The organism is Nocardia sp. NPDC004415 (assembly GCF_053602435.1).
Genome location: NZ_JBSGDP010000001.1, coordinates 100,341 through 118,873 on the forward strand (window position 1 = coordinate 100,341; position 18,533 = coordinate 118,873).

General features: G+C 71.1%; 19 protein-coding genes. 10 read left to right on the forward strand and 9 right to left on the reverse strand.

All coding sequences use genetic code 11. From position 1 onward, the window contains the following. Nucleotides 1-36: 36 nt before the first annotated feature. A complete protein-coding gene (ppgK, locus tag ACWEMY_RS00495; RefSeq protein ID WP_452388257.1) occupies nucleotides 37-795 on the reverse strand; it encodes a polyphosphate--glucose phosphotransferase in 759 nt (252 codons plus the stop codon). Nucleotides 796-892: 97 nt separating this feature from the next. Between ppgK and ACWEMY_RS00500 the strand changes: the two genes are divergently transcribed. Continuing rightward, nucleotides 893-1,789 carry an inositol monophosphatase family protein gene (locus ACWEMY_RS00500; protein ID WP_452388258.1) on the forward strand — a complete coding sequence of 299 codons (897 nt, stop codon included), beginning with the start codon at nucleotides 893-895 and terminating at the stop codon, nucleotides 1,787-1,789. Nucleotides 1,790-1,802: 13 nt separating this feature from the next. On the opposite strand, the gene cei is transcribed toward ACWEMY_RS00500, so the two are convergent. After that, nucleotides 1,803-2,486 carry an envelope integrity protein Cei gene (cei, locus tag ACWEMY_RS00505; RefSeq protein ID WP_375929024.1) on the reverse strand — a complete coding sequence of 228 codons (684 nt, stop codon included), beginning with the start codon at nucleotides 2,484-2,486 and terminating at the stop codon, nucleotides 1,803-1,805. A 374-nt stretch (nucleotides 2,487-2,860) separates the two neighbouring features. On the opposite strand from cei, the gene ACWEMY_RS00510 reads away from it, so the two are divergent. Beyond that, nucleotides 2,861-3,163, forward strand: a complete 303-nt coding sequence (locus ACWEMY_RS00510) for a DUF4193 domain-containing protein (protein WP_110035695.1) — start codon at nucleotides 2,861-2,863, stop codon at nucleotides 3,161-3,163. A gap of 14 nt (nucleotides 3,164-3,177) precedes the next feature. Here ACWEMY_RS00510 and ACWEMY_RS00515 read toward each other — a convergent pair whose 3' ends face one another. Next, nucleotides 3,178-3,705: a DUF3093 domain-containing protein gene (locus ACWEMY_RS00515; RefSeq protein ID WP_452388259.1), complete on the reverse strand. Its 528-nt coding sequence runs from the start codon at nucleotides 3,703-3,705 to the stop codon at nucleotides 3,178-3,180. A 73-nt stretch (nucleotides 3,706-3,778) separates the two neighbouring features. Between ACWEMY_RS00515 and dut the strand changes: the two genes are divergently transcribed. Continuing rightward, nucleotides 3,779-4,249, forward strand: a complete 471-nt coding sequence (dut, locus tag ACWEMY_RS00520; RefSeq protein ID WP_452388260.1) for a dUTP diphosphatase — start codon at nucleotides 3,779-3,781, stop codon at nucleotides 4,247-4,249. Next, on the forward strand, nucleotides 4,249-5,160 hold the full coding sequence (locus ACWEMY_RS00525; RefSeq protein WP_452388261.1) for a DUF3710 domain-containing protein: 912 nt from the start codon (nucleotides 4,249-4,251) through the stop codon (nucleotides 5,158-5,160). Before dut ends, ACWEMY_RS00525 begins: the two co-directional genes overlap by 1 nt. Before the next feature lie 114 nt (nucleotides 5,161-5,274). On the opposite strand, the gene ACWEMY_RS00530 is transcribed toward ACWEMY_RS00525, so the two are convergent. Continuing rightward, entirely contained in the window at nucleotides 5,275-6,021 is a 747-nt protein-coding gene (locus ACWEMY_RS00530; protein WP_452388262.1) for an alpha/beta fold hydrolase, read from the reverse strand. Nucleotides 6,022-6,095: 74 nt separating this feature from the next. Here ACWEMY_RS00530 and ACWEMY_RS00535 point away from each other — a divergent pair, with 74 nt between their 5' ends. From ACWEMY_RS00535 to shbA, 3 genes are all read left to right on the forward strand, one after another. Then, nucleotides 6,096-6,491, forward strand: a complete 396-nt coding sequence (locus ACWEMY_RS00535) for an OB-fold nucleic acid binding domain-containing protein (RefSeq protein ID WP_375929013.1) — start codon at nucleotides 6,096-6,098, stop codon at nucleotides 6,489-6,491. A 3-nt stretch (nucleotides 6,492-6,494) separates the two neighbouring features. Beyond that, nucleotides 6,495-7,238 carry a DUF3159 domain-containing protein gene (locus ACWEMY_RS00540; protein WP_452388263.1) on the forward strand — a complete coding sequence of 248 codons (744 nt, stop codon included), beginning with the start codon at nucleotides 6,495-6,497 and terminating at the stop codon, nucleotides 7,236-7,238. Nucleotides 7,239-7,360: 122 nt separating this feature from the next. After that, a complete protein-coding gene (gene shbA, locus ACWEMY_RS00545) occupies nucleotides 7,361-7,981 on the forward strand; it encodes an RNA polymerase sigma factor ShbA (protein ID WP_452388264.1) in 621 nt (206 codons plus the stop codon). Nucleotide 7,982: 1 nt separating this feature from the next. On the opposite strand, the gene ACWEMY_RS00550 is transcribed toward shbA, so the two are convergent. After that, the gene (locus ACWEMY_RS00550; protein WP_375929009.1) at nucleotides 7,983-8,654 is read right to left on the reverse strand and encodes a potassium channel family protein; all 672 of its coding nucleotides are present in this window, start codon (nucleotides 8,652-8,654) and stop codon (nucleotides 7,983-7,985) included. Between the two features lie 2 nt (nucleotides 8,655-8,656). Then, nucleotides 8,657-9,322: a potassium channel family protein gene (locus tag ACWEMY_RS00555; protein WP_375929008.1), complete on the reverse strand. Its 666-nt coding sequence runs from the start codon at nucleotides 9,320-9,322 to the stop codon at nucleotides 8,657-8,659. Between the two features lie 175 nt (nucleotides 9,323-9,497). On the opposite strand from ACWEMY_RS00555, the gene ACWEMY_RS00560 reads away from it, so the two are divergent. Together ACWEMY_RS00560 and ACWEMY_RS00565 are read left to right on the forward strand one after the other, a co-directional pair. Beyond that, nucleotides 9,498-11,495 (forward strand): APC family permease, encoded by a 1,998-nt coding sequence (locus tag ACWEMY_RS00560; RefSeq protein WP_452388265.1) that lies wholly within the window; start codon nucleotides 9,498-9,500, stop codon nucleotides 11,493-11,495. 37 nt (nucleotides 11,496-11,532) lie between these two features. Continuing rightward, a complete protein-coding gene (locus ACWEMY_RS00565) occupies nucleotides 11,533-12,894 on the forward strand; it encodes a class I SAM-dependent RNA methyltransferase (protein ID WP_452388266.1) in 1,362 nt (453 codons plus the stop codon). 81 nt (nucleotides 12,895-12,975) lie between these two features. Here ACWEMY_RS00565 and ACWEMY_RS00570 read toward each other — a convergent pair whose 3' ends face one another. Both ACWEMY_RS00570 and glsA read right to left on the reverse strand, forming a co-directional pair. Further along, nucleotides 12,976-13,635 (reverse strand): SIMPL domain-containing protein, encoded by a 660-nt coding sequence (locus ACWEMY_RS00570; protein ID WP_452388267.1) that lies wholly within the window; start codon nucleotides 13,633-13,635, stop codon nucleotides 12,976-12,978. A gap of 75 nt (nucleotides 13,636-13,710) precedes the next feature. Next, nucleotides 13,711-15,519 carry a glutaminase A gene (gene glsA / locus ACWEMY_RS00575; RefSeq protein ID WP_452388354.1) on the reverse strand — a complete coding sequence of 603 codons (1,809 nt, stop codon included), beginning with the start codon at nucleotides 15,517-15,519 and terminating at the stop codon, nucleotides 13,711-13,713. 182 nt (nucleotides 15,520-15,701) lie between these two features. Between glsA and dxs the strand changes: the two genes are divergently transcribed. Then, nucleotides 15,702-17,594 carry a 1-deoxy-D-xylulose-5-phosphate synthase gene (gene dxs / locus ACWEMY_RS00580; RefSeq protein ID WP_452388268.1) on the forward strand — a complete coding sequence of 631 codons (1,893 nt, stop codon included), beginning with the start codon at nucleotides 15,702-15,704 and terminating at the stop codon, nucleotides 17,592-17,594. 23 nt (nucleotides 17,595-17,617) lie between these two features. On the opposite strand, the gene ACWEMY_RS00585 is transcribed toward dxs, so the two are convergent. Continuing rightward, nucleotides 17,618-18,457, reverse strand: coding sequence for a class I SAM-dependent methyltransferase (locus tag ACWEMY_RS00585; RefSeq protein WP_452388269.1), 840 nt, complete (start codon nucleotides 18,455-18,457; stop codon nucleotides 17,618-17,620). Nucleotides 18,458-18,533 lie beyond the last annotated feature (76 nt).

Sequence of the window (18,533 nt, forward strand, 5' to 3'; positions counted from 1 at the left end):
ATGCCACCCAGGCGTTGCGCCGCCTGTCGTGGCGGGTCAGGGCGCGAGGCCCTGATCGATGGCCATGGCAGCGCCGACGATACCCGCGGTGTTCTTCAACACAGCAGGAATCACCGGAGTTCGGTTGGTGAGCAACGGGATCCACTGCTCGTGGTCGCGGCTGATGCCGCCGCCGGCGATGAACACCTTCGGCCAGAACAGGTCCTCGATGGTGCCGAGCACCGTGCTCACGCGACGCGCCCAGGCGGGGTAGTCGAGCTCCTCGCGATCCTTGATCGAGGCGGCGGCCAGATGCTCGGCCTCGGCCGCGCCGACCAGCAGGTGACCGAGCTCGGAGTTGGGCACCAGGGTGCCGTTGTAGAGCAGCGCCGAGCCGATGCCGGTGCCGAAGGTGAGCACGATGGTCAGCCCGTGCAGATCGCGCGCCGAGCCGTAGCGGTCCTCGGCGAGCCCGGCCGCGTCGGCATCGTTGACCACCGTCACCGCGCGCCCGCCCAGCGCCGCGGAGAACAGCGCGCGGGCGTCGGTGCCGATCCAGCCCTGGTCGATGTTGGCCGCGGTCCTGGCGTGGCCGTCGAGCACCACGCACGGCATGGTCAGCCCGACCGGGCCGTCCCACTGCGCCTTGGCCACCAGTTCGGCCACGGCCGCGGCCACCGCCTCGGGTGTGGACGGTTGTGGCGTGGCGATCTTGATGCGGTCGTGGGTGAGCAGGCCGGTGGACAGGTCCACCTCCGCGCCCTTCACCCCGCTACCGCCGATATCGATGCCGAATGCGTGCCCCCGAGCGGACATGGTGCAACCCCTTGCCTGACGCGGTCGATGTGCCTGACAAAGAGTAGCGGTTGTCACTCCCGGCGACCGTCGCCGCGACATGTGATCCGATGGAGTCGTGCCCGACTACACCGCATCCCCGGCCCCGACCGTTCCCGCCACCGCCGACGACGAGCAGCTGCGGCTGCTGGCCGTCGAACTGGCCGAAGCCGCCGCCGCGCACGTGCGCGCCCGCAGGCCGCAGGTCTTCGCCGCGGACGGCCCGGTCGACGGGGCGGTGACCACCAAGGGACACGTGACCGATCCGGTCACCGTCGTCGACACCGAATCCGAGCAGCTGATCCGCGGCCTGCTCGCCGAACGCAGGCCCGCCGACGCGATCCTCGGCGAGGAGGGCGGCGGCGACGTGGGCGCCACCGCGGCGGGCGCGATCACCTGGGTCGTCGACCCGATCGACGGCACCGTGAACTTCCTCTACGGCCTGCCCGGCTACGCGGTCTCGGTGGCCGCGGTGCGCGACGGGGAGCCGGTGGCCGGCGCGGTCGTCGACGTGGCCGCCGCGACCACCTACAGCGCCGTGCGCGGCGGCGGCGCGCGCTCGGTGCGGGCCGACGGCACCGTCACCACGCTGGCCTGTGCCACCGAGGACTCCCTCGACGTCGCACTGGTCGGCACCGGCTTCGCCTACGGCCGGGCCCGGCGCGCGAGCCAGGCCCGGGTGCTCTCCGAGGTGCTGCCGCGGATCCGTGACATCCGCAGGCTCGGCGCGGCGGCGATGGATCTGTGCCATGTCGCCGCGGGCAGGCTCGACGCCTACTACGAGCACGGCCTCAATGCCTGGGACTGGGCCGCCGGTGCCCTGATCGCGGCCGAGGCCGGTGCGGTGGTGCGGGTCCCCGCGGTCACCGTCGGTGGGGCCGAGGGGGAGCTGACCGTGGTGGCCGCGCCGGGGGTGGCGGACGCGCTGACCACCGTGCTCGAGCGAGCGGGCGCGTTCACCCCGCTGCCGGACTGAACCGCCTGCCGCCTCAGCAGGAGACGGTGCGCGCGGCCTCGAGCAGGTCGGGATCGATGGAGGACGAACTCGAGCCCGGCGCGAGGTTCTTCAGCGAGCGCAGCACCTCTTCGGCGTCGGCGCCGGGCCGCAGCGATTCGCCGAAGGCGACGCCGAGCACCAGGTCCACGGTGTCGTCGGTGCGCGAGTCCTCGATCAGCTCGGCGCACGGGGCCACCAGCTGCACCGAGGCCGCGGCGGGCCTGCCGTTGACGCCGAAGCGGATCTGGCCGGTGCAGGTGAGGTCGCCGTTGACGTAGACCGGATCGTTACCGACCTGTGTCCCCGGCGCGCCGGCGAAGCCCAGGTCGCCCAGAGCCGAGGCGATGTGACCGGCCTGTCCGCTCTGGCCGTTGGCGTTGAAGACGCGCACCTTCGACTCCGACAGGGCGGCCGGGTCGACGCTGTCCAGGCGCGACGGGCTCACCCGCGAACCCAGCGGCGCGGGCTGGGGCGCGCTCGTTCCGGTCGGTGTGCTCGGCGCGTTGCAGGCCATCGGCTCGTTGCTGTCGTCATGGGTGCGAAACGCCGTGATCCAGACGAACAAGCTGAGCAGAGCCAGCACGAGGACGAGCACGAGCCAGAGCTCGGGCCGCCGCCGCGGGAAGGGGTTGCCGTCGCGATCGGTCGCGCTGCCTTCGGTGATCAGTGAAACCACGCGCTCACTCTACGAGTCCGGCGCGGGTGCGTGAGTGCGGGATGTCTCGGCGAGTTTCCCGCGAGGTGAAGATTCGTCGTCGGTTTCGACTCGGCCGGGTTTTGATTGCGACATTTGTCCGTAGGTCCGCTATTGTCTGCCCGCCCAGATCGAATAATCACCGGTGAAACGGTGATCGGTCGCGGGAACAACAAGGGCATGTCCTGCGTTAACCGAACGCTGTCGGAGTTGATCCTCGCAGATCGGCGCTGATAGGCGGCCGGTGTACGTGTGAGGTGCACCACCGGCGGGGCGGTACGAACGCCGGACCCTCACGGGGTACGGCAATCGCACTGATCCGGGATATACGGAGTAAGGACTGAGGGGAAGACGACATGGCAACCGACTATGACGCACCGCGGCGCACCGAATCCGACGAAGTGTCGGAGGATTCGCTCGAGGAGCTGAAGGCCCGCCGCAACGAGGCGCAGTCCGCCGTCGTGGACATCGACGAGTCCGATACAGCGGAATCGTTCGAGCTTCCCGGCGCGGACCTGTCCGAGGAAGTGCTCAGCGTTCGGGTGATCCCGAAGCAGGCCGACGAGTTCACCTGCTCCAGCTGTTTCCTCGTGCACCATCGCAGCCGACTGGCCAGCGAAAAGGGTGGTCAGCTCATCTGCATGGACTGCGCCGCCTAGACGAGAACGACGGGTCAGCCCGCGCTCGGGAGTCCGAGCGCGGCCAGAACCCGGTCCGGCCTGCGCGTACTGACCAACCAGTACGGCGTCGGGTCGTCCGGGTCGTCGAGGACCAGCAGCGCCATCGGACCGATCCAGGCCCGGTGCTGCACATAGGCGGCGGGGTCGAGCTGACGACCCAGTGCCGCGCTCTTGGCCGTCGGTGCGACGGCCGCCGCGCGCGCGACGAAGCTCACCGGCAGATGAGCCCGGTCGACGCGCAACTCCGCGGCGCCCTCCGGCGTCACGGTGACCTCCAGGCGATGCCTGCTCATCCACAACAGAATCCAGACCGGCACCGGCGCGAGCAGCACATACGGCAACCAGGCACGCACGCCCGGGGCGCCCATGTGGATCTCGGCGGCCAGCAGTCCGGCGATCGCGAAGCCGATCGGCCACCACCACAGCGGCACCCACAACCGCTCCCGATAGGGCGACGGGCGCTGCGCGGACGGCGCGGGCCGGTCGGTGTCTGTGGTCGCTGCGTGGGGCTGGTCGGGCACCCGTCCAGAGTAAGCCACCGCGCCGGGACGCTAATCGCAAGGTCGGGCGCTGCAACGCGTAGGCTCGACCGATGTGAACGCACTTGCACCGATTCCGCTGCGGCGGCTCGATCCCGGCATCCCCGTGCCGACGCGTGCCCATCCGGGTGACGCGGGCGTCGATCTCTGTACCACCGAAGACGTGATCATCGAACCGGGCGAGCGAGTGCTGGTCGGCACCGGGATCGCGATCGCGCTCCCGGTCGGCACGGTCGGCCTGATCCACCCCCGATCGGGCCTCGCCGCCAAGGCCGGCCTGTCGGTGGTCAACACCCCGGGCACCGTCGACGCGGGCTACCGCGGCGAGATCAAGGTGTGCCTGATCAACCACGACCCGCGCACGGCCATCGAGCTGCGCCGCGGGGACCGCATCGCGCAGCTGCTGGTGCAGCGCGTCGAGCTGGTCGATTTCGCCGAGGTCGACGATCTCGACGAGACCGCCCGCGGCGCAGGCGGATACGGGTCCAGCGGCGGGCACGCGAGCCTGACCGGTGAGGAGGCGTAATGGGTCTGTTCGGGAAGAAGAAGCGCGCTCCGCGCGAGGAGCAGCCCGCCTACGACGCGGCCTACGACGACGAGAACTACCTCGACGACGCCTATGACGACGGCTACGACGAGGACGAGTACGACACCGACGAATTCCCGCGCCCCGACTTCGCGCACCTGGACTTCGACGACGCCCCGACCGACGAGCGCATCTACGGCAATTTCGATCACGCGCCCGACGCCGCGGCAGGCCCCTACGACATCAGCGAGGTCACCGACGAGGTCGTCGCCCAGCGCCTCGATCTCGGGTCGGTCCTCATCCCGGTGCCCCAGGGCGGCCAGCTCCAGGTGGAGATGAGTCCCGACGGCACGCCCCAGGCGGTGCACCTGGCCACCGAGCACGGCAGGCTCACCGTCGCGGCCTATGCCGCGCCGAAGTCGGCCGGGCAGTGGCGCACGGTGGCCGCGGACCTGGCCGAATCGCTGCGCGGTGACGGCGCGAGCGTCGCGGTGGAGAAGGGCCCGTGGGGACGCGAGGTCAAGGCCGTCACCGAGGGCGCCGACCTGCGCTTCATCGGTGTCGACGGACCGCGCTGGATGATCCGCCTGGTCGCCGCGGGCCCCTCGGGCGCCGTCGACGATCGCAGCCCGCTGATCACCGCGGCCCGCGCCGTGCTCGCCGACGCCGTCGTGCGCCGCGGCACCGAACCGCTGCCGGTCCGCGACCCGCTGCCCGTGGTGCTGCCGCAGGAACTGGCCGAACAGCTCGCCGCGGCCCATCAGCAGCAGGTGCTGGCCCAGCAGCAGGCCCTGGCCGCCCAGGCCGCCGCGGCTGCGACACCGCCCGCCTCGGCGCTGCCGCCGCAGCTCCCGGACGAGCCGCGTCGCGGTGCGGACGGTTCGGCGATGCAGCAACTGGGCCTGAACTAGCTGCCCCGCGGCTCGTCCGCCTCCCCGCGACTTTTGCCGGTCGTGGGGAGGGGGTGGGGTATGCCGGCGGGCCAGCGGGTGGTCTCGGGGTGGGTTCTGGGCGTACCCGGTGAGTTACCCGTGTGCTTGCGAAATCTGTTGGACGGTAGAGGCGTTCCTGGTCAGGTGTTCGAGTGCGGCGAAGCCGGTGTTCCCGAGGACTGCCGGGTTCTCGCCCAGTTCGTCCAGGGTCACTCTGGCCAGGTCGGCCAGTGGAAGGGTGTCTGCCCACTGTTCCGCGATGGCGATGGGGTGGACGGGGTCGTCGGTCGCGCCCACCACGGCGACCGGTGTGCGCGTGCTCGCCAGGTGGTCGAGTTCGGGCCAGCGGTAGGCGGCGGCCTCGTCGAGGGCCCGGGGGAGGTGGGGCCACTGTCCACGCCAGGACTGGGTGAGGGCGGCGGCCAGCCAGGGTGGGCTCGACGCGCGCATCCGCGCGATCACACCCTCGAGGCCGTCGGCGCGCAGTTGCTCCGCGGTAACCGCGGCGCTGAGCGCGGCGGGGCAGGCGGCGGTTTCGGCGCCGGTCCAGGCGGGTAATCCGGCGATGACACCGACCGCCGCGGCCGGGTGTTCGGCTGCCCAGTCGAGCGCCACCGCGGCGCCGAGGGAGATCCCCGCGGCCAGGACGGGACCGCGTGCCGCGGCGGCATCCAAAGCCGCCGTGTAGCTCGCGATCACGGCCTGGGGGTCCGGTTCCACGGCGTGCAACGCCCATCCGCGCGCGGCTGCGGCCGGTCCGAAAGCGCGGGCGGCGAAATCGGCGTCGGAGCCGGTTCCGGGCAGGGCGACCACGGTGACCTGGGGTGGGGTGCGCAACACAGGCCGAGCGTAGCGGCCGACCGTTTGCCCATCTACAGTGGCGGTGTACGGCCAACTAGCGGGAGAAGCGTGTCATGTCGTCAGCCAGGTCGGGATCAGGTCCGGACTCGGGATATTTCCGTCGGCTGGGCCGCCGTCTCACCGCCGATATCGGCGAGCTCGACGCCGAGGAGCTGGCGGAGACCGCCGACGCCTCCGGTGCCCGGCGCGCCGCGGATTGTTGTCGCGGCGAGGAAGCCACCATCCTCGGCAGGCTCCGCAGCGTCGAGGCGTGTCCGAAGGCCGCGGGTGCGACCGTGCAGGCCGAGTTCTTCGACGGCACCGACGCGATCACCCTGGTCTGGATCGGGCGCAGGCGCATTCCCGGGATCGAACCGGGCAGGCGCATCCTGGTCCGCGGCCGAGTGGGCGACCGCGACGGCCGCAAAGTGATCTTCAACCCCTACTACGAATTGCGCGGGAACAGCTGACGTATGCCCTCCAGCGACGACTACCGCGTGCCCGCGGACCCCGAATCGACCGTGGTGCTGCCCGTGGCCACCGCTGATCCGGTCGACCCGGACACCGACACCGAGGTCGAGCAGGCCGAACAGACCCTGCTCGAGCAGCTCGGCGGCTTCAGCGGACTGATCTACTCCACCCTCCCGGTCCTGGTCTTCGTGCCGGTGAACACCCTCGCCGGGCTCACCGCCGCCATCTGGGCCGCGCTCGGTGTCGCGGCGGCCGTGCTGATCTGGCGCCTGGTGCGCCACGATCCCGTCCAGCCCGCCATCTCCGGGTTCCTCGGGGTCGGTGTCTGCGCGTTCATCGCCTACCGGATGGGCGAGGCCAAGGGCTTCTTCCTGTTCGGCATCTACACCAGCCTGATCTACGCGGGGCTGTTCGCGCTGTCGATCCTCATCCGGCGCCCGCTGGTCGGGGTGATCTGGGGCGCGCTCAACGGACACGGCAGCGCCTGGCGCGACGACCCGCGCGTGCGCAAGCTCTACAACCTGGCCACCGTGGTCTGGGTGGTCGTCTTCGGCGCCCGCTACCTGGTGCAGTCGCAGCTCTACGACACCGACCACACCACCTGGCTGGCCGTGGCCCGCATCGCGATGGGTTGGCCGCTGACCGCGGTGGCGCTGGTCGTCACCGTCTGGGCGGTGCGCCGGGCCGGGCACCTCCCGGTCGACAAGTCCGGCGCCGGAACCGATTCCGCGCCCACACCCAAGTAACCGAATCGCCGCCGGAGGTGGGGCAGTACCCACCCTGGGGTGCCTGGTTCCGGCCGGTCTCCCGGCGCACGATCAATGCGTAGGACAACAACGCACTGATCGTGAGAGGACCGGCGACCATGATGGCTTCCGAGCACCGACCGTCCGGCGCAGCCAAGAGCACCACCCCCGTGCTGTCGGAGAGCAAGCGGGTCGCCGCCGAACTCGAGGTCCACATCGGCGCGGCCGCGCGCGGTGACCGCGAGGCCGTCGCCGAGATCGTGCGCCTGGTCCACCCGCTGGTGCGCCGCTACTGCTCGGCACGGATGGGCGCCACCGGCCATCTCACCGTCACCGCCGACGACGTCACCCAGGAAGTGCTGATGGCCACCGTCACCGCCATCCCGCGCTACCGCGATCAGGGCAAGTCGTTCCTGGCCTTCGTCTACGGCATCGCCGCCAACAAGGTCTCCGACGCGTTCCGCCGCGGCAAGCACGTCGCCTATCCGATGGCCGATCTGCCCGACACCGCCAGCGGCGCCGCGGGTCCGGAGGAGTGGGCGATGGCCTTCGAGCGCCGCGCCGCCACCCACGAACTGATGAAGGTGCTGGCCCCCAACCACCGCGAGGTGCTGGTCATGCGGATCGTGCTCGGCTGGAGCGCCGCGCAGACCGCCGAGGCCATCGGCACCAGCCCCGGTGTGGTGCGGGTGATGCAGCACCGCGCGCTCAACAAGCTGCGCGCGGAGCTGAAGACCGCCTGAGTCAGGGCCGGATGCCGTGCCCGGCCAGCGCCAGGCGCAGGTCCTCCTCGGCCTCCACCGAGGTGACGAACAGCAGCTCGTCCTCACCCTCGAACGGGTCGTCGGGCTGGGGCACGATGACCCGCCCGCCGCGCAGGATCGTCACCAGCGCGGTGTCGCGCGGCATGCGCAAGGTGCGCACCGGCTTGCCCGCCAGCTGGGTGTCGGCGGGCAGGGTGATCTCCACCAGGTTGGCCTGGCCCTGGCGCAGTGTCATCAGCCGCACCAGATCACCCACCGACACGGCCTCCTCGACCAGCGAGGCCAGCAGCCGCGGGGTCGACACCGCGACATCGACACCCCACGCCTCGTCGAAGAGCCACTCGTTGCGCGGATCGTTGACCCGCGCCACCACCCGGCGCACCCCGAACTCGGTCTTGGCGAGCAGGCTGTGCACCAGATTCGCCTTGTCGTCGCCGGTGGCCGCGATGACCACCTCGTAGGTTTCGAGCCCGGCGTTCTCCAGCAGCGCGAGCTCGCAGGCGTCGGCGTGCACCCAGATGGCGTCGGGGATGGCGGCCGGGTCGATGTGGTCGAGCTGACGTTCCAGCAGCATCACCCGATGCCCGCCGCGCAACAGTTCCCTGGCGATCGAACGCCCGACCGCGCCCGCTCCGGCGATGGCCACCTTCATGTTCAGTCCTCGCTCACGGGGGGCTTGGCGGCCAGTGCCACGATCTCACCGACACTGCCGGAGGTGGCCGCGACATAGACCACGTCGTCGGCCTGCACGATCGTCTTGGAGTCGGGCAGCACGCCCCGCCCGAAGCGCAGCAGGAACGCCACCCGTACGCCGAGATCGCGTTCGACGTCACGCACGGTGCGCCCGGACCACTCCTCGTGCAGGGTCAGCTGGGTGATGGCCACCGCGCCGGTCGGCTCGCGCCAGGTGGTGGTGGAGTTGTCGCCGATCAGGGTGCGCAGGAACCGGTCGGTGGTCCAGGGCACGGTCGCGATCGTGGGGATGCCCAGGCGCTCGTAGACCTCGGCGCGCTTGGCGTCGTAGATCCGCGCGACGACCCGCTCCACGCCGAACATCTCGCGGGCCACCCGCGCCGAGATGATGTTGGAGTTGTCGCCGGAGGACACCGCGGCGAACGCGTCGGCGCGTTCGATGCCCGCGCGGGTGAGCACATCCCGGTCGAAGCCGACCCCGATCACCTCCTGGCCGGGGAAACCCTCACCCAGCCGCCGGAACGCACTGGGATCGCGATCGATCACCGTCACGTCGTGCCCGACCCGGACCAGGGCCCGCGCCAGCGACGAACCGACCCGCCCGCACCCCATGATCACTACGTACACCGTGCACCCTCGTTCCTTGGCCACCGCAGTGGCACGTCCGGCAAGGACCGTACCCGCCGGTCCTCCCTTCGCCCATTTTCCCCTCGCCGCCACGGCGCAAACCCGCGCCACGCCGCCGTCGCGGCCCGGTGGCGTGCGCGCGAGGGGACCGATCAACTCCTCTATGCTGACCCCGGTGTCCAAGTTGACGACGGCAGCCAAGCGTGTGCTGCTGGGCAGGCCGTTCCGCAGCGATTCGCTCGGCCACACGCTGTTGCCCAAGCGTATCGCTCTTCCGGTGTTCGCCTCCGACGCGATGTCGTCGGTGGCCTACGCGCCGGAGGAGATCTTCCTGGTGCTGTCGGCGGCGGGCATCTCGGCCTACGTGTACGCGCCGTGGGTGGGTCTGGCGGTGGCGCTGGTGATGGCCGTGGTGGTCGCCAGCTATCGGCAGAACGTGCACGCCTATCCGTCCGGCGGCGGTGACTACGAGGTCGCGACGAAGAACCTGGGCCCCAACGCGGGTCTCACGGTCGGCAGCGCGCTGCTGGTCGACTACGTGCTCACCGTGGCCGTCTCGATCTCCTCGGCCGCCTCCAACATCGGCTCGGCCATCCCGTTCGTCGCCACGCACAAGGTGCTGTTCGCGGTGGTCGCCATCGCCGTGCTCACCGCGATCAACCTGCGCGGCGTGCGCGAATCCGGCAAGGCCTTCGCCATTCCCACCTACGCCTTCATCATCGGCATGGCCGTGATGCTGGGCTGGGGCCTGTTCCGGATCTATGTCCTCGGCGACGACATCCACGCCGTGTCCGCCGGTTTCGGGCTCGAGGCCGAGAACGAGCACCTCTACGGGCTGGCCTTCGCCTTCCTGATCGCGCGCTCGTTCTCCTCCGGCTGTGCCGCGCTGACCGGTGTGGAGGCCATCAGCAACGGGGTGCCCGCTTTTCGCAAGCCCAAGTCGCGCAATGCCGCGACCACCCTGCTGATGCTGGGCACCATCGCGATCGTGCTGCTCATGGGCATCATCATCCTGGCCCAGAAGATCGGCATCGTCTACGCCCACGACACCGCGCACCTGGTCGGCGCCCCGGCCGACTACCACCAGAAGACCCTCATCGCGCAGCTGGCCGAGGCCGTGTTCCACGGGTTCCCGATCGGGTTCTTCTTCATCACCATCGTCACCGCGTTGATCCTGGTGCTCGCGGCCAACACCGCGTTCAACGGTTTCCCGGTGCTGGGTTCGATCCTGGCCCAGGACCGCTACCTGCCCCGGCAGCTGCACACCCGCGGCGACCGGCTGGCCTTCTCCAACGGCATCCTGTTCCTGGCCGGCGCGGCGATCGCGTTCGTGGTGCTCTTCGGCGCCGAGGTGACCAAGCTCATCCAGCTCTACATCGTGGGCGTGTTCGTCTCGTTCGTGCTGAGCCAGACCGGCATGCTGCGGCACTGGACCCGGCTGCTGCGCACCGAGACCGATCCCGCGGTGCGCGCGAAGATGAAGCGCTCGCGGGTGATCAACGCCATCGGCCTCACCGCCACCGGCGCGGTCCTGGTGATCGTGCTGATCACCAAGTTCTTCGCCGGCGCCTACATCGCCATCGCGACCATGGTGGCCATCTTCGTGGTGATGAAACTGATCCGCCGCCACTACGACTCGGTCTCGCGCGAGCTCGACGAATCCGACTGGGACGGCGTGCTGCCCAGCCGTACCCACTCCATCGTGCTGGTCTCCAAGCTGCACCTGCCCACCCGCCGCGCGCTGGCCTACGCCAGGGCCACCCGGCCCGACACGCTCGAGGCGATCACGGTCAACGTCGACGACGCCGACACCCGCAGGCTGGTGCGCGAGTGGGAGAACAGCGAGATCAACGTGCCGCTGAAGGTGATCGAATCGCCGTATCGCGAGATCACCAAGCCGGTGCTGGAATACGTCAAACGGGTCCGCAAGGACGCCCCCCGCGATGTGGTCACCGTGTTCATCCCCGAGTACGTGGTCGGCCACTGGTGGGAGCAGGTGCTGCACAACCAGTCGGCCCTGCGGCTCAAGGGCAGGCTGCTGTTCGAACCCGGTGTGATGGTGACGAGCGTGCCCTGGCAGCTCAGTTCCTCCACCCGGGCCAAGCAGGCCGCCGAGGGCAACGCGCCGGGTTCGGTGCGCCGGGGATTCGAAGAGCCGGGTCGTCGCGGATGAGCCGCGCGCAGGTCGAGACAGTGAGCAGGTACCCCTCGTGAGTGACTGGCGCGGACAGGAATTCGAGATCCGGCTGGGCCCACCCGGCCACGGCGGATTCTGTGTCGGACGGCACGAGGGCCGCGTGGTGTTCGTGCGCCACGGCCTGCCCGGCGAGCTGGTGCGCGCGCGGGTCACCGAGGACCGCGGCGGCTCGTTCTGCCGCGCCGACGCCGTCGAGATCATCGAGGCGTCCCCGGACCGCGTTCCCGCCACCTGCCCGGTCTCGGGCCCCGGCGGCGCGGGCTGCTGCGATTTCTCCTTCGCCACCCCCGCCGCCCAGCGCGCGCTCAAGACCGCGGTCGTGGCCGAGCAACTGCGCAGGCTGGCCGGTATCGAACCCGAGTTCGCCGTGGAGCCGATCGCGGGCGCGGACCCCGCGGTGACCGGCGGCTGGCGCACCCGGGTGCGCCTGGTCGTCGACGACGCGGGCCGCGCCGGCGTGCACCGTTACCGCAGCACCGCCGTCCTGCCCGACCTGCGCTGCCCGCAGCCGGTCGCGGGTGCCCTCGACGGCATCGCCGACCGCGCCTGGACCCCCGGCAGCGACCTGGTCGTCGCCGTCGACGGCGACGGCGTGCGCCACATCGTGGAATTGGCCGCCGCCGACGACATCACCCGTCCCGGCGGCCGCCCGGCCACCCCGCGCGGTGCGACCCGCGGCCGCGGGCAGCATCCGGCCCGCCGCCGCCACTCCGGCGCCCCCGCGCGCGACGACCACGGCGCGATCCGCGACCGCGCCGCGGCCCGCAAGTCGGCCACTAACGCCCCGCGCGAGGAATGGGTGCTGGCGGGCACCGGCCGCGCGGTGGAATACGTGGCGGGCAGACGCTGGGAACTCGCCGCGACCGGCTTCTGGCAGGCGCATCACCGTGCCGCGCAATGCTATTCCGACCTCGTCGCCGACTGGTCGGGCCTGGCCCCCGGCGGTTCCGGTTGGGATCTCTACAGCGGTGTCGGCGTGTTCGCCGCCCGCCTGGCCGAGCAGACCGGGCAGACCGGCGCGATCGCCGCGGTGGAATCCGCCCGTGGCGCCGTCGCCGACGGCACCGCCGCCCTGCGCGACCTGCCCTGGCTCGAACTGCGCACCGACCGGGTCGAACGCTGGGCCCGTGCCGCCACCGGCACCCCCGAGGTCGTCGTCCTCGACCCGCCGCGCGCGGGCGCGGGCAAGGAAGTGGTCGCCGCCGTCGCCGACGCCGACCCGCGCCGCATCATCCACATCGGCTGCGACCCGGCCTCGTTCGCCCGCGACCTCGGCCTGTATCTGGACGCCGGCTACCACCTGGCCGAGCTGCGCGCCTTCGACGCCTTCCCCGGCACCCACCACGTGGAATGCGTGGCATTGCTCGACCGCTGACGAACGCCGCCGGGCGACTGCCGACACACCATGCGCTACAGCAGCGGGGGCGCCCCGTGCGGTGGATTCCGCCCTGCCGATTCAGTCCAGCGCCCAGGTGACCTGCACCGTCGCCCCGATCTCGGTCTCGCCCGGCACCACCGGCACCGGGGAACTGCTGGCGGCCATCCGCATCGGCGCCATGTCGCCGGCGATCTCGTAGGCGCGTGGGGGAGCGGACCCGGTGTCCTCGACGATCCGCACGACCGCGCCCAGCGCGATGCCCGCCCTGGCCGCGTACTGCTCGGCCTTGGTCTTCGCCTCGTCGAAGGCGGCATCGCGCGCCTGCGCGAGCAGCGGCTCCGGATCGGCGATCGTCCTGGTCAGCCCGCCGAGCCGGACATCGTCGCCGCCCGCGGTCACCGCCGCGGCCACTGCCCGCGCCGGCTCGGTGCTCTCGCACAGCGCCACACTCAGCCCGGTGGTGGCCAGATAGCCGGTGATCTCGGTGCGCCCGTTGTCGGTGTAGACGGTCTCGGTGCGCACACTCAACCCACTCGTGGCCATGTCCGCGTCGCCCACCCCCGCCGCGCGTAGCGCCGCCACCACCGCGTTCACGCGCTCACCCGCGCGGTCGTAGGCGGCCGCGACCGTCGCGGCGCGCGACTCGACCGACAGCGTGACCCGGATCAGATCCGGGACCGCGCGCACCGTGCCGCGTCCGAACATCGTGACGCTCGCCTGCCAGGAATTCTTGCCCACGCGCTGCTCCCGTCGGTCGAAACGATCCTGTGCTGCCCAACGTCCCACGCCCGCCCCGGGTTCCGCCGCCCGGACTCAGTAGTTGCTCGCATTGCCCGACAACGTCCGCAGCGCCGCGTCCATCTGCGCGTACGCGCCCGCCGCCAGCCGCTGCAACAATGCCAGCTTCAGCTGCGGATGATCCGCGGCCAGCGCGTCGAAGGCGGCCGGGCTCAGCACCGCCACCCGCACCGTCGTCTCGGTGACGACATCGTTGACGAACGCCTCCCCGAGCAGCAGCGGGATCTCCCCGAACGACATCCCCACCGACAGCGTCACCAGCCGGTGCGCGTGCCCGTCGGTGCCCGCGAAGGTCATCCGCACCCGCCCGTCCAGGATCAGATACAGCCCCGAACGCGCGTCACCGCGCTCGGCGATCACTTCCCCGCGCGCCAGCGTGCGGCACTCGAAGTCCTGGACGAGCCGTTCCCGGTCGTCCCGGTCCAGCCCGGCGAGCAGTGGATGTTCGTCGAGCGTGAGCGACCGGTGCGCTTGCGCCCCGGCGGGCCGCAAGCGGTCCAGGACGATGTCCTCGCACCATTCGGTCGCGGTGTCGCGGTCGATGAACACCCGCCCGCGCGGGTCCTTGGGATCGAGGCTGGACACTTCGTGCCCGAGCTTGGCCTCCGGGTCCACCAGCGCCACCCGGATGTCCCGGCCCACCAGCGTGGCCTGCAGCTTCTCCAGCATCTCGCGGGCCACCGCGCTCACGTCACCGACCCGGCGCAGGTCGATCACCAGCGCGTCGAGCGAACCCGCCTTGGCCTCGATGGCCCGCACGGCCCGCTCGGCACCGGAGAACAGCAGGTCACCGTGGAGTTCGCAGACCCGGGCCCGGTCGCCGTGCGCGTCGAGCAGCCGGGCGTCCTCGGCCGGGCGCCGCAGCCGCGAGGGCACCTGCGCCACCGAGTAGTCGGCGCGGATCGCGGTGCGCGCCGAGCGGGTCACATGGCAGAAGTGCAGTTCGAGCCGACGCGAGAGCTCCCGGCAGGCGGCCACCCCGCGCACGCTGTTGCCGTGCGAGTCCAGCCGCGGCGAGTACACCGAGATCCCCAGCTGCCCCGGCAGCACCGCGATGATCCCGCCGCCGACGCCGCTCTTGGCGGGCAGGCCCACCGTCGTCACCCAGTCGCCCGCCGCGTTGTACATGCCGCAGGTCGTCATCACGCTGAGCACCCGCTCGGTCATCGGCGCCGACAGCGCACGCTCCCTGGTCCTCGGGTTGACCCCGTTGTCGGCCAGCGTCGCCGCCATCACCGCCAGGTCCTCGCAGGTCACCTCGAGCGAGCACTGCCGGAAGTACCGGTCCACCGCGTCGTCGGGATCGACGTCGAGAATCCCGACCGAGCGCAGCATGTACCCGATCGCGCGATTGCGATACCCCGTGCGCGCCTCCGACTCGTACACCGCCGGGTCCATCCGCAGCTCGCGCCCCGCGAACCGGGAGTAGCTGCGGCGAACGCGCTCGAACTTCTCCTCGGCGTCGCGCCCGTGGATCAGCGAGGCCGCCGTGATCGCCCCGGAGTTGATCATCGGATTGCTCGGCCGCTGGGTGTCGGGCTCCAGGCTGATCTCGTTGAACGGCTCACCCGATGGCTCGACGTCGATGTGCGCGGCGACCCCGTCGATCCCGTTGTCGGCGAGTGCCAGGGCATAGGTGAACGGTTTGGAGATCGACTGGATGGTGAACCCGGTGTCGGTGCTGCCCACCCGGTAGACCAGCCCGTCGGCGGTGGCCAGGCACAGCCCGAACGCGTCGGGGTCGACCGCGGCCAGCTCGGGGATGTAGTCGGCGGGGGAGCCCGAGGTGTCCGCGCGGCAGGCCGCGTACACCTCGTCGAGCATTCCCGCCACCACACCCGGGTCGATCGTGCGCGCAACACCCTGCGGTTCGGCCACAGCGCAACTGTAGGTCTCCCGCTCGCGCGCGGTCGCGGGACGCGCGCAAGGGCCCGCGGACCGGGGCCGGTCGCGCGGACAAATACACTGGGCGCATCAGTGATGTTGTCCGGAGGGAGCGAGGTCAGGTGGGAGTGCTGTCGCGGGTGGATTCACCCGAAGATCTGCGCCGGCTGAGCGTGCCGCAACTGCGCGAACTGGCGGAGGAGATCCGCGAGTTCCTCGTGCAGAAGGTCGCCGCCACCGGAGGGCACCTCGGCCCCAACCTAGGTGTCGTCGAGCTGACCATCGCGCTACACCGTGTGTTCGACTCCCCGGCCGACCCGCTGATCTTCGACACCGGTCACCAGGCCTACGTCCACAAGATCCTCACCGGCCGCAAGGACCGCTTCGACTCGCTGCGCATGCGCGACGGCCTGTCCGGCTACCCGAGCCGCACCGAGAGCGAGCACGACTGGGTCGAGTCCTCGCACGCCTCGGCCGCCCTGTCCTATGCCGACGGCCTGGCCAAGGCCTTCTCGCTGACCGACCGCAACCGCACCGTCGTCGCGGTAGTCGGTGACGGCGCGCTCACCGGCGGCATGTGCTGGGAGGCCCTCAACAACATCGCCGGTGCCCCCGACCGTCCCGTGGTGGTCGTGGTCAACGACAACGGCCGCTCCTACGCCCCCACCATCGGCGGCCTGGCCGACCGGCTCACCGCCCTGCGCACCCAGCCCGCCTACGAGCACGCCCTCGACACCGGCAAACGCATCCTGAAAAGCATTCCCGCCGTGGGGGATTCGGCCTACTCGATGGTCCACGCGCTCAAGGCCGGGATCAAGGACGCGGTGAGCCCGCAGGAACTGTTCGGCGATCTGGGTATGAAGTACGTCGGCCCCGTCGACGGCCACGATCTCGTCGCGCTCGAGGCGGCCATGCGCCGTGCCAAGGATTTCGGCGGTCCCGTCGTCGTGCACGTGGTCACCCGCAAGGGCAACGGCTACGAGCACGCCGAGAACCACGTCGCCGACCAGATGCACGCGTGCGATCCGATCGACCCGCTCACCGGCCGCCCGCTGGCGGGCAAGAAGGCCAAGGGCTGGACCGCGGTGTTCTCCGAGGAACTCGTCGAGCACGCCACCCGCCGCGACGACATCGTCGCCATCACCGCCGCCATGCCCGGCCCCACCGGCCTGGCCGCCTTCGGCGAGCGGTTCCCCGCGCGCATGTTCGATGTCGGCATCGCCGAACAGCACGCGATGACCTCCGCCGCGGGCCTGGCCCTGGGCGGCATGCACCCGGTCGTGGCCATCTACTCGACCTTCCTCAATCGCGCCTTCGACCAGCTGCTCATGGACGTGGCCCTGCTGAAGCAGCCCGTCACCGTCGTGCTCGACCGCGCGGGCATCACCGGCCCCGACGGCGCCAGCCACAACGGCATGTGGGATTTCTCCCTGCTCGGCATCGTCCCCGGCATCCGCGTCGCCGCCCCGCGTGACGGCGCCACCCTGCGCGAGGAACTCGCCGAGGCCCTCGCCGTCACCGACGGCCCCACCGTGCTGCGCTTCCCGAAGGGCAGCGTCGCCGAGGACATCACCGCCGTCGAACGTCTCGACGGGGTCGATGTGCTGCGCCCCGCCGTCCCCGGCGGTGGCTCCACCCAGTCCCAGCACGGTGATGTGCTGCTCGTCGCCGTCGGCCCGTTCGCCGAGACGGCCATGCAGGTCGCCGAACTGTTGGCGCCGCAGGACATCTCGGTCACCGTCGTCGACCCGCGCTGGGTCCTGCCGGTCTCCGACACCCTGGTCAAGCTCGCCGAGAACTACCGTCTCGTCGTCACCGTCGAGGACGGCGGCCTGCACGGCGGCATCGGCTCGACGATCTCGGCGCGCCTGCGCGAGGCCGGCCTGGACGTGCCCACCCGCAATCTCGGTGTGCCGCAACAGTTCCTCGACCACGCCTCCCGGGCCGAGATCCTCGACGATCTCGGCCTCACCCCCGAAACCATCGCCCAGCGCGTCGGCGGCTGGCTCCGGTAACCCTGCCGCCCCGAGGGCTGCGCCTAGCCGAGGGGGCGCCGGGCCACCACCGCGAAGTTCAGCGGAATCCGTGGCTTGCCCTCCGGCAGGGTCCAGCCCTGCGGACAGGGGACCAGTTCGTCGAACGGGCGCCAGTCCATGTAGGGCAGTTCCACCAGCGCCTCGATCACCAGCCCGGCGCCCACCAGCGCCCCGACGACCTCCCCCAGATCGTGGCGCCACTCGTGGTTCGTGGTGTGGGTGATGGTCCCCGCAGAATCCTCGGTGTAGGTCCCCGAATCCGAATACGTGCGCACCCCGCCACCGGACAGGTAGTCGTCGGTGACCTCCCACGGCGTGAAGTCCAGCGCACCCAGAATCGGGTGATCGTCGCGCACGAGGAACACCCCGCCCGGCGCGAGCAGGTCGCGAATCGAGCGCGCCCACGCCGTCAGCTCGGGCAACCACACGATCGTGCCCGCACTCGTCACCACCACATCGAAGTGCCGCTCGATCACCGAGGACGCGAACCGCGCGTCCCCCTCCACCCAGCCGATGTCGCGCCCGTCGGCCGCCGCGATCCGCGCCGCGTGCCGCAGTGAATTCGGCGACAGATCCAGCCCGTGCACCTCGACCGCCCCCAACCGGGCCCACGACACGGTGTCGGTCCCGATATGACACTGCAGATGCAGCAGCGACCGGCCGGCGATCCCGCCCGCCGGCAGGTGCGGCGCCAGCACCGCCAGATCATTGCGCACCACCGACGAGATGGCCTGCGGGTCGCTCAGGAAGGCGTCCACGTCGTACATCCGAGACCGCACGTGCACCTCGGCCCGGTCGTCCCAGTTCGCGCGATTGGCGGCGATCGCCTCGACTTCGGACACAGCGAATCTCCTTCGACGGCAACACGGCGAGCCCCACGCTAGTTCCGGGCCGCTCCAGCGTCGACGGATTTTCCCC

What these genes read in the sequence shown, in the direction of transcription:
- ppgK (WP_452388257.1), bottom strand. Translation starts at nt 795, where the DNA reads ATGTCCGCTCGGGGGCACGCATTCGGCATCGATATCGGCGGTAGCGGG.
- glsA (WP_452388354.1), bottom strand. Translation starts at nt 15,519, where the DNA reads ATGCTCGACGAGGTGTACGCGGCCTGCCGCGCGGACACCTCGGGCTCC.
- ACWEMY_RS00535 (WP_375929013.1), top strand. Translation starts at nt 6,096, where the DNA reads ATGTCGTCAGCCAGGTCGGGATCAGGTCCGGACTCGGGATATTTCCGT.
- shbA (WP_452388264.1), top strand. Translation starts at nt 7,361, where the DNA reads ATGGCTTCCGAGCACCGACCGTCCGGCGCAGCCAAGAGCACCACCCCC.
- ACWEMY_RS00510 (WP_110035695.1), top strand. Translation starts at nt 2,861, where the DNA reads ATGGCAACCGACTATGACGCACCGCGGCGCACCGAATCCGACGAAGTG.
- ACWEMY_RS00550 (WP_375929009.1), bottom strand. Translation starts at nt 8,654, where the DNA reads ATGAAGGTGGCCATCGCCGGAGCGGGCGCGGTCGGGCGTTCGATCGCC.
- ACWEMY_RS00525 (WP_452388261.1), top strand. Translation starts at nt 4,249, where the DNA reads ATGGGTCTGTTCGGGAAGAAGAAGCGCGCTCCGCGCGAGGAGCAGCCC.
- ACWEMY_RS00540 (WP_452388263.1), top strand. Translation starts at nt 6,495, where the DNA reads ATGCCCTCCAGCGACGACTACCGCGTGCCCGCGGACCCCGAATCGACC.